The organism is Paraburkholderia mimosarum LMG 23256 = NBRC 106338 (assembly GCF_000739815.1).
In the GTDB taxonomy this organism is placed as follows: domain Bacteria; phylum Pseudomonadota; class Gammaproteobacteria; order Burkholderiales; family Burkholderiaceae; genus Paraburkholderia; species Paraburkholderia mimosarum.
This window is the reverse complement of record NZ_BBJJ01000092.1, coordinates 1-12,932: the sequence shown is the minus strand read 5'-3', so window position 1 is coordinate 12,932 and position 12,932 is coordinate 1. Positions and strand designations below refer to the sequence as shown.

General features: G+C 64.0%; 10 protein-coding genes and 2 pseudogenes. 9 read left to right on the top strand and 3 right to left on the bottom strand.

What is annotated here, in order from left to right:
• The 3 genes and pseudogenes from BMI01S_RS44450 to BMI01S_RS32495 form a co-directional block, all read right to left on the bottom strand.
• Positions 1-92, bottom strand: a pseudogene (locus BMI01S_RS44450) (IS6 family transposase); the annotation flags it as partial.
• A 69-nt stretch (positions 93-161) separates the two neighbouring features.
• Positions 162-310 (bottom strand): annotated as a pseudogene (locus tag BMI01S_RS39750) (IS6 family transposase); the annotation flags it as partial.
• A 644-nt stretch (positions 311-954) separates the two neighbouring features.
• Positions 955-1,359 carry a hypothetical protein gene (locus tag BMI01S_RS32495; RefSeq protein ID WP_154671429.1) on the bottom strand — a complete coding sequence of 135 codons (405 nt, stop codon included), beginning with the start codon at positions 1,357-1,359 and terminating at the stop codon, positions 955-957.
• Between the two features lie 107 nt (positions 1,360-1,466).
• On the opposite strand from BMI01S_RS32495, the gene BMI01S_RS32490 reads away from it, so the two are divergent.
• The 9 genes from BMI01S_RS32490 (at position 1,467) to BMI01S_RS42460 (ending at position 12,825) form a co-directional block, all read left to right on the top strand.
• Complete coding sequence (locus BMI01S_RS32490; RefSeq protein ID WP_028232548.1) at positions 1,467-1,769, top strand: hypothetical protein; 303 nt, start codon at positions 1,467-1,469, stop codon at positions 1,767-1,769.
• Positions 1,770-1,776: 7 nt separating this feature from the next.
• Positions 1,777-3,141, top strand: a complete 1,365-nt coding sequence (locus BMI01S_RS32485) for an ANL family adenylate-forming protein (RefSeq protein ID WP_036046702.1) — start codon at positions 1,777-1,779, stop codon at positions 3,139-3,141.
• The gene (locus BMI01S_RS32480) at positions 3,138-3,878 is read left to right on the top strand and encodes an SDR family NAD(P)-dependent oxidoreductase (RefSeq protein ID WP_028232550.1); all 741 of its coding nucleotides are present in this window, start codon (positions 3,138-3,140) and stop codon (positions 3,876-3,878) included. Before BMI01S_RS32485 ends, BMI01S_RS32480 begins: the two co-directional genes overlap by 4 nt.
• Positions 3,872-4,231 carry an acyl carrier protein gene (locus BMI01S_RS32475; RefSeq protein WP_036046705.1) on the top strand — a complete coding sequence of 120 codons (360 nt, stop codon included), beginning with the start codon at positions 3,872-3,874 and terminating at the stop codon, positions 4,229-4,231. Before BMI01S_RS32480 ends, BMI01S_RS32475 begins: the two co-directional genes overlap by 7 nt.
• Positions 4,228-10,485, top strand: a complete 6,258-nt coding sequence (locus BMI01S_RS32470; RefSeq protein ID WP_081723574.1) for a type I polyketide synthase — start codon at positions 4,228-4,230, stop codon at positions 10,483-10,485. The genes BMI01S_RS32475 and BMI01S_RS32470 overlap by 4 nt, the downstream gene beginning before the upstream one ends.
• Positions 10,486-10,509: 24 nt before the next feature.
• Positions 10,510-11,250 (top strand): thioesterase II family protein, encoded by a 741-nt coding sequence (locus tag BMI01S_RS32465; protein ID WP_042292043.1) that lies wholly within the window; start codon positions 10,510-10,512, stop codon positions 11,248-11,250.
• Between the two features lie 10 nt (positions 11,251-11,260).
• On the top strand, positions 11,261-11,704 hold the full coding sequence (locus tag BMI01S_RS38365) for a HepT-like ribonuclease domain-containing protein (RefSeq protein ID WP_051381557.1): 444 nt from the start codon (positions 11,261-11,263) through the stop codon (positions 11,702-11,704).
• 76 nt (positions 11,705-11,780) lie between these two features.
• Positions 11,781-12,656, top strand: a complete 876-nt coding sequence (locus BMI01S_RS32455) for an SDR family oxidoreductase (protein WP_036046706.1) — start codon at positions 11,781-11,783, stop codon at positions 12,654-12,656.
• A gap of 31 nt (positions 12,657-12,687) precedes the next feature.
• On the top strand, positions 12,688-12,825 hold the full coding sequence (locus BMI01S_RS42460) for a hypothetical protein (protein ID WP_174480172.1): 138 nt from the start codon (positions 12,688-12,690) through the stop codon (positions 12,823-12,825).
• Positions 12,826-12,932 lie beyond the last annotated feature (107 nt).

Below are 12,932 nucleotides of genomic sequence, written 5' to 3'. Positions count from 1 at the left end.
TAGCGTAAGTACCAGCGAACGCACACAATGATGATCTCCCGATCAAAATGGCGTCCGCCGAACAACTTCTCCGGACTCTTCAGCTTGTTCATCGCGGCTCGTCGGTTCGTTTTGTTCCGACAACTCTAACCCATTAGCCGGCCCTATTTGCACCAGAGCCCCACTGAGATGCCTCGATGCGCCATCATTCTTCCAGGTTTCTCAGACTGAGCGGATAGGCCACATACCAGCGCACGCAAGTCAGGATCACATCAAGCGGGTAATGCAGGCGTTTGAGCACGCGAGCCACGGTCGGATTCAGCGTCTTCATGCAGCTTTCAGTCGTTCGTCTTGTTACGAACATCATAGCCGACTGGCCCTATTGCAACAAAACACAGTCACAAAACACAGTCACATCAAAACACAGTCACATCACGTCTAGCGGGTGATGCAACCGTTTGAGTACTTTTGCCACAGCCGGATTGAGCTTCTCGGTCATCGATCAAGTCACCCATTAAGGGCCGTCAGCATAGCAGACCGCCGTATTGCGACAGATCACCGCAGAGCAGAATTTTATGCGGTCGAGGTTTTGTACCTTCCGGATTTTCTCCTATGATCAATGCGGGCGCGGTACCTCACGCCGACGAGCCTAGAGTGTCCGTGTACGCGTCGTTTGCTCAACGCGTATTCGGCGGTCTGATTCACGAACGGAAGAGATTTAGGATTCCCGTTGCATTGAAAATCCCTGTGGCTGCTCGATGCCACCCGCAATTCGCGGGGCGACACGTAAACGCTGCGCCGCAATCGCACGTGTTATCGGATCGCCACAATTTGACCGGATTCACTCCGGGGACGAAGGAGCATTCAATGGGGCAAGCGAACCGATCCACTTTTGCGCGCGCATGGCCGGCAGTGGTTGCGCGCCTCATTGGGCTGTCGTCCGGTCGGCGTCGCCATAGTGTGATACGTAGCGCATCAGAGGACGTCGCGCAGGCGGAGCCTGTTTCCACACACTCGTCCCGGACGTGTCCTGAGGCGAATGCCACGTATCCCGATCATGACGGGCACGCGAGCTGGCTCGACGAGCGCTCGTTCTGCCTTTACGTACCGATCGTCGCAGGCAGTGGGGAAAGGGGACTCGCCGTATGGGCGGACCGGTTGCGTACGCTCGGTCTCGCTTCGGTCGTGACGACGGTCGGTGAATCGTTGCGTGACAGCGCGGACGTCCTCCATGCTGGTTGCGATGCGGGTTTGGCCGAACCCGAACCTTATCTCGAAGTCCTCGTCGGCGGCGAGACGGGCGCTTTTCTCTACTATCGCGGCGACGAGATCGAAGACGAACTCTCCGCCTTGCACGACGCGCTCGATCGTCGCAGTCATGCCAGCCGTCCACCATCCTGACAGGGCTTGTCGCCCGTATTTCACAGCGATGCACGCCGACATCTGTGGTGCCGCGTGCGCGCTTGTTTTCGATAGGGGGTTACACGATGTTGAATGCAGTCATTCCGAGTCAGGCGACCGTCTATCAGCAATGGGTACAGGGCCTGAGCGACTCGAACGAGGCGTTCCGCAGGCTCGCTGACGCGCAGTTGCGCATCAGCGCTCTTGCGATCGACGTTGGCGTCGCGTCGCTTGTGTCGTACCAGTCGGTGCTGCGCGTGGTGATCGACGAGAACGTCGTTGGCAGGCTGTTCGGCCAGCCGCTACGGCAGGCGATGACGGCTGCTGTCAAAATGGCAGCGTGCGGATCGGCGAACGACGGCGCCGTCGTCTCTCACGCGTCGAGGTAGGCTCGCGATGACGACCTTTCTGCAGCAGCGCATTCGTTCTTTCGGTCCGCGTCCGTGTCTCGTGTCGGCAGGTGAGACCGTCACCTATGATGCATTCGGCAAGCGGATCGATTTCTGGCACGGCGAACTCGACCGTTGGCGCGTGAGGCGCGGTGACACGGTGGCCGTGTGCGGTGACTATGCGCCTGATGTCTGCGCATTGCTGCTCGCACTCGCGTTTGCCGGAGCGATCATCGTGCCCATTGCGTCTGCCGGCGTGAAGCGCGACGAGTTTCTTGAGATTGCGGAGGTCGGCCTCGTCATCATGTTCGACGTGGCAGGTGCTCCCCGAGTTGAACGCCGGTCGATGCCCGTTACCGCGCATCCGCTGATCCGGCAGTTGCGCGCGGAAGGTGCCGCTGGCCTGATTCTCTTCAGTTCCGGCTCCACAGGCCGAAGCAAGGCTTCCCTGCTTGACTTTGACCGGATGGCAGCGAGGCTCGAACGGGCGAAGGGCCGCGCGTACATCACGCTTGTCTTTCTGATGCTCGATCACATCGGCGGCATCAACACGCTGCTGAACGTGCTGTGCCAGGGTGGGACGATTGTGACGCCGGCTAAGCGGACACCCGATGCGGTGTGCGAAGCGATCGCGCGCTACCGTGTCGAGTTGCTGCCGACCAGTCCGACGTTCATTAACATGATGCTGATTGGCGGTGTTGAGGCGCGCTACGACCTGTCGTCGCTGAGGCTCATTACATACGGCACTGAACCCATGCCCGAAACGACCCTTGCCGCGCTGCACGCCGCACTGCCCGGTGTGAAGCTGAAACAGACGTACGGACTGTCCGAGCTTGGCATCCTGCCAACGCAATCGAAAGGCGCGGGTTCGCTGTGGATGAAGCTCGGCACGGACGGGTTCGAACACAAGATCGTTGACGGCGTACTGTGGGTACGTTCCGCAACGGCGATGCTCGGCTACCTGAATGCCTCGTCGCCCTTCGATGAGCAAGGGTGGTTCAACACCCAGGATGTCGTGGAGACTGACGGCGAATATGTGCGCGTGCTCGGGCGCCGCTCGGAGATCATCAATGTTGGCGGCGAAAAGGTCTACCCGGGCGAAGTTGAGAGCACGCTGCTCGCTGCCGGTAACGTCCGCGACGTGACGGTGTCGGGCCGGCCCAATCCGGTGACCGGACACGTCGTCGTCGCGCGCGTATCCTTGATCGAGCCGGAGGCGCCGACGATGCTTGCCGCCCGGCTCCGGGATTTCTGCGCGGGCCGCCTCGAACGTTTCAAGGTGCCGGTCCATATCGATGTCGATGACGGCGTGCATCATAACGACAGGTTCAAGAAAGCCAGAGTGTCACGACCGACGGAGCAGCCCGTATGAGCGATGCAGACGACGTAGTTATCATCAGTGGAGGAAGCAGGGGCTTGGGGCTTGCGCTGGTGCGCACGTGCCTGAGCGCTGGCCGGCGGGTCGCGACCTTCAGCCGTGCGCGCACCGGCGACATCGACGATCTGATCGAACGCGACACGCACGCCGCGCGGTTTCACTGGCAAGCAGTTGACAGTACCGACAGCGCGGCGGTTTCGCATTTCGTTGCGGGCGTGGCGGACCGCTGGGGTGGCGTCAGCTCGCTTGTGAACAATGCAGGCGTGAGTCACGACGGGCTCCTGGCGCTGATGCGCGAGGATGCGATCGAACAGATGATCGCGGTCAATCTGACTGGCACGATCCTGCTCACGCAAAGCTGCACGAAGTGGATGCTCCGAGCGAACCGCGGCGCGATCGTGAACATTGCGTCGGTGAACGCGATTCGTGGCCACGCGGGGGTCGCCGTCTACAGCGCAACGAAGGCGGCGCTCGATGGCCTGACGCGCAGCCTTGCGCGCGAACTCGGTGCGTGCAACGTTCGTGTCAATTCGGTCGCGCCCGGTTACTTCGAAAGCGATATGGTGCAGCACCTCGACGAGAAGGCGCGTGCGCGGATTGCGCGACGCACCCCGCTCGGCCGGCTCGCCGATACGACCGACATCACAAACGTTGTCGAATTTCTGATATCTGATCGCGCCTCGTTCGTCACGGGGCAGACGGTCGCCGTGGACGGAGGCATCACATGCTGAATCAACGATTTGAGCGCCACGAGACCGAGCGGCTCGTCCATGGTGCCGTGAGCAAGATCATGAGCCAGCGCGGGCTGCCGGCGCGAGAACTGCGTGAGGACGACAGCCTGAATGCGACGCTCGGCCTGAGTTCGCTCGATCTCGCCCAGCTCGTGTTCGATCTGGAACTGACGTTCGGCGCCGATCCGTTCCAGACCCTCGTGCCGATCACGTCGGTCCAGACTGTCGGGCAGCTCGTTGGCGCTTATCTGCGGCTCTTCGACGACACGGTGCTGGCCGACCCGAATGACGAACTGGCCGATGCGCAGGCGGCAAGCGAGCGTCGCCGACAACGGCGGGGGGCGCGAGGATGACGGACGCGACCACGCACGCGCCCAACGACGGAACGAATACTTCTCCGTCGTCCTCCAGTCGTGGCATCGCGATCGTCGGGATCGGCTGCCGGTTGCCGGGGGCGAACGACTGGAAAGCGTACTGGCAGAATCTCATCGATGGTGTCGAGTCCATTCGTTTCTTCGATGATGCCGCGCTGCTGCGCGCGGGGGTCGACCCCGCGCAGCTCGCATCGCCCGGTTACGTGAAAGCGTCGCCCGTCATTGACGACTTTGACCGTTTCGACGCGGGCCTGTTCGAATATTCGCCACGCGAAGCACGCGTGATCGACCCGCAGCACCGCGTCTTTCTCGAAGTTGTCCACGATGCGCTCGAGGATGCCGGTTACTGGCCAGATACGTATGACGGCTCGATAGGGGTGTTCGCTGGCGCGGGCGGCGTGGTCAGCAGCTACTTCGCGTCGAACCCTGCGTTGCGCGGCTCGACGGGCGGCGTCGAGCACATCGGCAACGACAAGGATTTTCTCGCGACGCGTGTGTCGTACAAGCTGAACCTGACGGGGCCGAGTGTCACGGTGCAGACTGCATGCTCGACGTCACTCGTCGCGATCCATCTCGCATGCAGCAGCATCCTGAACGGTGAATGCGACATGGCGATCGCCGGGGCGTCGACCGTACGCGTGCCGCACATCGCCGGGTACACGGCGCGCCAGGGCGATATCCTGTCTCCGGACGGGCATTGCTGCGCGTTCGACGCGCGTGCGCAAGGCACGGTGTTTGGCAGCGGCGCGGGCGCGATCGTGCTCAAGCACATCGAAGACGCGCGTGCGGATGGCGATCACATCTATGCGGTGATCCGCGGCACGGCGATCAACAACGACGGTGCGTCGAAAGTGAGTTACACGGCGTCGAGCGTGAGCGGGCAGGCGAAGGCGATGCTCGACGCTTTCGCCTGCGCGGGCGTTGCGCCACGGGCAGTGGGCTACGTCGAGACGCACGGCACCGGCACGGTAGTCGGCGATCCGCTCGAAATCGATGCGCTGACAAAGGCGTTCCGGCGCCACACACAGGACAGCGCGTTCTGTGCGGTCGGTTCCGTGAAGACGAATATCGGACATCTCGAACAGGCGTCGGGGATCGCAAGCGTGATCAAGGTCGCGCTTGCACTCGATCGCGGGCAGATTCCACCGAGCCTGAACTTCGATACACCGAATCCCAGGATTGCGTTCCCGCAGACCCCGTTCTTCGTGAACACCGCGTTGCGCGACTGGCCGCGCGGCGCTGCGCCGCGGTTCGCGGCCGTCAATTCGCTCGGTCTTGGCGGCACAAATGCGTTCGCCGTGCTTGAGGAGGCACCCGTTCGGGCGCCGACGACGGTTGAGGACGACCGTCCGCTGCACGTGCTCACGCTGTCTGCCCGCTCCGAGCGCGCGCTCGGAGCGCTCGCGGACCGATGGCGCCAGTCTCTTGCGACGACAGACAAGCCGGTTGCCGACCTCTGCCATACCGCGAATACCGGGCGCCAGCCGTTCAACTGGCGGCTGACGGCGATCGGCGGCACAGCGGGCGAACTGGCGGCGCAACTCGCTGCGCCGCCGTCGGCGGAGCGCCTTGGCAAGCGCCCGCTTGCGTTCCTGTTTGCCGGGCAGGGCGCGCAGTACGCTGGGATGGCGGCCGCGCTGCATCGAACGCAGCCGGTATTCCGCGCTGCGCTTGACCGCTGCGACACATTGTTGCGCCCGCATCTCGGCAAGCCGCTGCTGTCGGTCCTGTACGGGGACGCGCGCTCAAAAGCGCGCATTGACCAGACCGCGTATGCGCAGCCAGCGCTCTTTGCAGTCGAATGGGCGCTTGCCGAGCTCTGGCGGTCGTGGGGCATCGTGCCGGACGCAGTGCTTGGGCACAGCGTTGGCGAATACGTGGCGGCCTGTGTGGCCGGCTGCTATGACCTCGAGACCGGCATTGCGCTGATCGCGGCCCGCGGCCGGCTGATGCAGGCGTTGCCGAAGGGCGGTGCGATGGCCGCGCTCTTCGCAGGGGGAGAGACGGTCGCGCAACTGCTTGACATTTGCGACCCGCAGGCAATTGGCATCGCTGCGTACAACGGGCCCGAGAACACGGTCGTGTCGGGTCGCGCAGAGGCCGTCGCCGAAGTGCTCGCGCGTGCGCAGCAGGCGGGCATCGGCGGGCGGGAGCTGAGCGTCTCGCATGCATTCCATTCGCCTTTGATGGCGCCTGCTGCGACTGGGCTCGAAGCGCTTGCGGGCAACTATCGCGCGGCTGCGCCGACGATCCCGCTCGTTGCGAACCTGACTGGCGCCTTCGCGGACGCTCCGCCGACACCCCGGTACTGGAGCGATCACGCGCTGCAGCCGGTGAGTTTCATTCGCGGTGTGCGCACGCTCGCACAGGCTGGCATTGTCGATTTCATCGAGGTTGGCCCCGGCACGACGCTCGTGTCGCTCGCGCAGCAGATTCTGGGCGATGGCGAAGCAGGCGAGCGGCGTTTCCTCGCCTCGATCGGACCCGACCGTGAATGGAGCGAGCTGACGGCGTCGCTTGCCGCGCTGTGGCGCAGCGGCACGCCAGTCGACTGGCGAGCGTTCGACGCACCGTACTCGCGGTGCCGCGTGTCCGCTCCGACCTGTGTGTTCGAGCGCGAGCGTTACTGGCTCGACGCGGGCCGCGGCGTGCCGGCGGGAAACATTGGTTTTGCGGTCGGTACCGCAACGGGACCCGGAGGCGATATTCCGGGCAGGCGTCTGCTCTCGCCGCTCGCCGCGTGGCAGTTCGCCGCGACCTACGACCTCGACACGGTACCGTGGCTCACCGATCACCGGATTTTCGGGATGGCAGTGCTACCGGTGACAGCGGGGCTGGTTGCCCTCGCGGTGGCCGGGAACGAGCGTTTTGCAGGCGCGCCCGTGTCGGTTGAATCTTTGACGTACGACGATGCGCTCGTTGTCCCCGATGACGGCGCGCGCGCCGTTCAGGTCGTTCTGCAAGGCGATGGGAGTGACATTGATGCCGAACTCGTCAGCCGCAGTGCGACTGACGACGCGTGGCGGCGCCACCTTCGCGCGCGCGTGTGTGCGCGTGCCGCACCACGCCTCGCGCCGATCGCGATGCCGTTACCCGCATCGGCAGACCTCGAAAGGATGGTGCCGATCGAGCCGTTGCGATACTACGAGGCGATCGCACCGCTCGGATTCGGCTACGGCCCGGGCTTTCGCGGCATCGTCGCATTGTGGCAGGGCGATGAGGAAGCGCTGGGCCGGGTGGAACTGCCCGCGCATCTCGAAGTGGCCGCGTATCCGCTGCATCCCGCTCTGCTTGACGCGTGCCTGCATATCTATCCCGCGCTCGTACCCGAGTACCGTAGCCTTACCGGCCTAGAACCGACGGCGGAAGGCACATGGTTGCCGATTTCAGTCGAACGGTTCGAGATCGAGCGCACGGGTGCCGGGCACGTATGGGTACGGGCGAAACGGCGCCCGGCGCAGGCGGACGTCGTCACACTGGATATTGAGATCTACGGCGATGACGGCGCTCCCGTCGCACTGCTCGGTGGACTGACGGTGAAACCGATCACGCGCACGCAGATTTCGCCGCAGGTCAACTCACGCAATCGCGCGCTGCATCGGCTCGAATGGATCGAGCGGCCCATGCAGCCGCTGCAGGACGCGCCTGCGGCCGGACCGTCGAACTGGCTGATCGTCACCAGTTCCGATCTCGGCATCGCCGACGCGCTCGACGCGCGGCTACGTGCACTCGGACACCATACGTCCGTGCTGCCGCTTCCGGAAAGCGGCACGGACGGCGACGTGCAGGCGTCGCTCGGCACCGCGCTGTCCGCGCACCCCGACGGGACCGGCTCCGTTGGTGTGGTGCTCCTGCATGGGCTCGGCGAGCGCGTGGACGAGGCCACCTCAGTCGACGCACTCGCCGCGGCCGAGCGCCGCTTCAGTGGCGGTACGCTTGCGCTCGTGCGTGCGCTCGCCGAAGCGAACATCGAGGCCACGCCACGCGTCTGGCTCGTCACGCGCGGCGCGCACGCCCCTGTGGCGCGCGCGCCCGGCGGCGATCCGCTGCAGTCGTCAGTCTGGGGCATCGGACGTGTTGCCGCGCTCGAATATCCCGAACTATGGGCCGGGATGATTGACATCGGCGGGAACGAAGACGCCTCAGCACTGGCAGCGGAGTTGTTCGCCGTTGACGGCGAAAATGAGGTCGCGTTGCGCGCGGGGCGCCGCTATGCCGTGCGCCTCGATCAGGATGACGAACCGGCGCCTGAACGGATTGTTCCGCCGTTCGATCCGGCCGCGACCTATCTCCTTACCGGAGGGCTGGGGGCGCTTGGTCTGAAGGTCGCGGACTGGCTCATCACCGCGCAGGGCGTCCGGCATCTGGTGTTGACGGCGCGTCGCGCCCCAGGCGAACAGGCCAGGGCGGTTCTCGAGCGTTGGGAAAAGCAGGGGGCGAGTGTGGTCGTCAGGCAGGCCGACATCACGCGCGAGGCGGATACGCATGCGCTGATCCGGCAGATCGGGGCCGAGCTACCGGCACTGAAGGGCGTGTTCCACTGTGCAGGCAATCTTGACGATGGCGTGCTAGCACAGATGGACTGGGACAGGTTCGCGGGAACGACCGGTCCCAAGGTGCTCGGTGGCTGGGCGCTGCACGTCGCGACGCGTGACCTGCCGCTCGATCATTTTGTGTTGTTCTCCTCCGTGCTGAGCGTGACGGGGGCGATGGGGCAGGCGAATTACGTCGCCGGTAATGCGTTTCTCGACGGTCTGACCGAATATCGGCGCCGGCTCGGTCTGCCGGCGCAGGCGATCAACTGGGGGCCGTGGGGCGGTGAGGGTCTTGCGACTGAGTCAGGAGAACGGGGCGCGGCAATCTGGCGCGCGCGCGGCACAGTGTACATTGAAACAGAAGAAGGGATCGCGCTGCTGCACGCGATTCTCGCGCGCGGGGTCCAGCAGAGCATCGTTTCGATCACTGAGTGGCCGCAATGGGCCGCGCAGTACCCCAGGCGCCCGCTCCTGCTTGAGCGGCTCGTGCGTGGTGCGCCAGCGCCTGCTGCCAGCGCCCTCTTCACGCGCGCCCAGGTGAACACGCGGCTGGGATCGGTGCCGGACCACGAACGGCGTGACGTGCTGCGCGACATCGTCGGTCAGATGGTCCGCGCCATCCTTGAAGTCAAGGGCGCTTTCGATTTGACACAGCCGCTTCGCGAGCTAGGTCTCGATTCGCTGATGGCGATCACACTGATCAACCAGCTCGATGCGGCCATTGGCGTGAGATTGCCAGCCGCAGCAATGCTCAAGGGGCCAAGTCTCGATCAGCTTGTCGACGAACTGCTATCGAAGGTCAAGGTTGAGAGCGACGACGCCGTACCCGAACAGATGGGGGCAGCGATGCCTGCGCTCGTACAGACCACCTTGAGCACGACGGCTTCGGCGCCTGTGCTGGCCGAACGATGGCTTGTCGGGATCCGGCCGAATCCCGACGCGCGTTACCGGTTGATCTGCTTTCCGTTCGCAGGTGGCGGTTCAGCCGTCTACCGCGCGTGGGCAGATGCGACAGGCTTGGATGCGGAGATCCTTGCGGTCGAGCCGCCCGGCCGGCTCTCGAGGATTAACGAGCCGCCCGTGAACCGGATCGACGCGTTCGTCGATGGTCTGCTCGCCGAGCTGCGTCCGCTGCTGGACCGGCCGGTCGCATTCTTCGGGCACTGTGTCGGCGGACTGACCATGTACGAAACGACGCGTGCACTGATCGAGCGCGAGGGCGTTACACCCGCACACCTGTTCGCATCGGGTGCGCGTCCGCCGCACCGCCTCATTGCCGATGCCGCGTTCGAGCGCAGGCTCGCGGCGACGCTTGTCGAACTGCGTGAATTCGATATTATCGCGCCGCTCTACCGGCAACCGGATGACGTCCTCGCGGAAGCGCTGCGCCACTTCCAGATCGAGGCGACCGAGCGGATGCTCGCGATTCCGGAGTTGCGCGAGCTCGTGCTGCCTGTCGTGCGGGCGGAGTTCGAGATGGCAAGCCGCTACGTGTTTGTGCCGTGTTCGCCGTGGTCCGTGCCGATCACCAGCTTTCGGGGCAAGGACGACATCTATGTGACGCACGAGGACGCGCTCGCGTGGCGCGATTTCACAACAGGTGAGTTCAACCTGTTTACACGCGACGGGGCGCATTTCGGCGTCGTCGACGATCGCGCGTTCATTCTGGATGCGATTTCGGACGCGCTTGCCGGGTGAACACCGATGACAATGATGCCCGTAATGACGACTCGGTGGTTCCCCTCGGCGACCCCGACGACGACAGCGCGGCTGTCGCTGTTCTGTTTTGCGCATGCCGGCGGTGGCGCGTCGGCGTTTCGCGGCTGGCGTCGCCTCCTCGAACCTGCGATCGATGTGTTCGCTGTCCAGTTGCCGGGGCGCGAGAGCCGGCTCGACGAGGTTCCGCATACTCGCATGGACCAGGCTGCAGACGAGGTCGCAGCGGCGATGCAGCCCTATCTTGGCCGACCGTTTGCGTTGTTCGGACACAGTATGGGGGCGGCGATCGCGTTCGAGGTGGCGATGCGGCTCACGTGCGCGCCCGTGCATCTGTTCGTGTCGTCGTGGCTGCTGCCTAAACCTGCGCCGCATCCGGGACGTTTCGTGAACCAGGTGACGGACACGGAGTTGCTCCAGGCGGTTTCGCGATACGGCGGCCTGCCCGACGGGCTGTTGCGCGACGCCGAATTCGCACAGGAATTCGTGCGCGTGTTGCGCGCCGACATGACGCTGCTCGATGCTTACCGGCCCGCCGTGGTGCAACTACGCTGTCCGGTGACCGTACTCGGCGGTGCAGACGACCCTGTTGTGCGTGCCGCCGAACTTGAACGCTGGAGGGGGTTCGAGCGCGTCGCGGCAGTGCGTGTCTTTCCGGGCGGCCATTTCTATCTGCGCGATTCGCAGTCGGCATTGCTCGACACGATTTCGCGGCAAATGCTTGGCTTGCCCGCCGACCTGCAATGAGCGGGGCTTCATGGTGACGCGGGAGGGGGAGCAAATGGACGACGATCTACAGTACCTGAAGGAAATGAAGCACCGGCTCCGGCGCATTCGCGAATATACACGGGAGGGCCGTCGCGCATTCATGGCGTCGAACATGATGCAGGACGCTGTCGTGCGCAACATTGAAATGATCGGCTACACATGGACCTGTCTCAGTCCAGAGTACCGGTTGAGGTTACCGGACTTTCCGTGGCGGCTGATCGGCGCGCGCGTCGACTACCTGATGCACCAGCGCAACCCGGAACGGTTGAGGAAGCTCGTCTGGCTCGCAGTGCGGCGTAGTGTGCCGGAACTGGAGCGGGCGATGCGCAAGCATGTTCCAGAGATCGATGGAATGCCCGTGGACCGCGGTGCATTGCCCGGCCCGCGTCCGGACCTGAAAGCCGTAGCGCAACGGGATGAACGGGCCGCATGACGGATCGGTCGCATCACCGTACCCTTGTGTAGCACGATGTCCAATCCGGACGCAGACGTAGGCGAAAGGAGGAGTCATGAACCTTGCCGGAAAAACGTTGTTTATGTCGGGGGGTAGTCGCGGCATCGGTCTCGCGATCGCGTTGCGCGCAGCCCGCGACGGTGCCAATGTTGCACTCGCCGCGAAAACCGCGACGCGACATCCCCATCTCGAAGGGACGATCTACACGGCTGCGAAAGTAATTGAGGACGCAGGTGGCCATGCGTTGCCTCTCGTCGCCGATATCCGCGACGAAGCGCGGGTGCAGGCAGTTGTCGATGAGACAGTTGCAGCGTTCGGCGGGATCGACATCGTGGTCAACAACGCGAGCGCGATTCGCCTGACCGGCACACTCGACACGCCTGTCAGTCGCTACGACCTGATGCATGGCGTGAACGGACGCGGCACGTTTGTCTGCGTACAGGCGTGCGTGCCGCACTTACGCAGGTCGTCAAATCCCCATATCCTCACACTGTCGCCACCGTTGTCGACGAACCCAAGGTGGTTTCGTGACTACCCGCCGTACCTGATCGCAAAGTACACGATGAGCCTGTTCACGCTCGCATTTGCGGCAGAATTCGCGGACCTTGGAATTGCCGTCAACTCGCTGTGGCCCAGAACGACGATTGCGACTGCGGCGGTGCGCAACGTGCTCGGTGGCGAGGACACGATCGCGGCGTCGCGCACGCCTGAAATCGTTGCCGACGCCGCGTACGCGATTCTCACGCAGCCGGCAGCCTCATGCACTGGCAGGTTTTTCATCGACGACGAGGTACTGCTTGCCGCAGGCGTGCGCGATTTCGCCCATTATGACATGCAGGCGGGCGCGCCCTTGCAGGCGGACTTCTTCGTCGATGCGTTGCCGGGCATGCGCTCTGCCGACATGTTCGCCAAACAGATCGCGTCGCCGTGACGTTTCACGGCGCGAACCACAAGACATGACAATGAGCACATCCCGATTCAAGGCACTGATGCTGAAGGAAACGGACAATGGCGTCATACCGTCAATCGAATGGCTGAACGTCGACAATCTGCCGGACGGCGATGTCGTCGTCGGCGTCCATTACTCAAGCGTCAACTAAAAGGACGCGATGGCGATTGCCAATCGCGGGACTATTCGTACGTTTCCAGCGATACCGGGCATCGATCTCGCCGGCGTTGTCGCGACGTCGGCCAGCCCCGGGCTCCA

Excerpts from the sequence above, each read along its gene's own strand:
- BMI01S_RS32495 (WP_154671429.1), bottom strand. The coding sequence starts at position 1,359 with ATGACTGCGACGATCGAGCGCGTCGTGCAAGGCGGAGAGTTCGTCTTC.
- BMI01S_RS32490 (WP_028232548.1), top strand. The coding sequence starts at position 1,467 with ATGTTGAATGCAGTCATTCCGAGTCAGGCGACCGTCTATCAGCAATGG.
- BMI01S_RS32485 (WP_036046702.1), top strand. The coding sequence starts at position 1,777 with ATGACGACCTTTCTGCAGCAGCGCATTCGTTCTTTCGGTCCGCGTCCG.
- BMI01S_RS32480 (WP_028232550.1), top strand. The coding sequence starts at position 3,138 with ATGAGCGATGCAGACGACGTAGTTATCATCAGTGGAGGAAGCAGGGGC.
- BMI01S_RS32475 (WP_036046705.1), top strand. The coding sequence starts at position 3,872 with ATGCTGAATCAACGATTTGAGCGCCACGAGACCGAGCGGCTCGTCCAT.
- BMI01S_RS32470 (WP_081723574.1), top strand. The coding sequence starts at position 4,228 with ATGACGGACGCGACCACGCACGCGCCCAACGACGGAACGAATACTTCT.
- BMI01S_RS32465 (WP_042292043.1), top strand. The coding sequence starts at position 10,510 with ATGACGACTCGGTGGTTCCCCTCGGCGACCCCGACGACGACAGCGCGG.
- BMI01S_RS38365 (WP_051381557.1), top strand. The coding sequence starts at position 11,261 with ATGGTGACGCGGGAGGGGGAGCAAATGGACGACGATCTACAGTACCTG.
- BMI01S_RS32455 (WP_036046706.1), top strand. The coding sequence starts at position 11,781 with ATGAACCTTGCCGGAAAAACGTTGTTTATGTCGGGGGGTAGTCGCGGC.
- BMI01S_RS42460 (WP_174480172.1), top strand. The coding sequence starts at position 12,688 with ATGAGCACATCCCGATTCAAGGCACTGATGCTGAAGGAAACGGACAAT.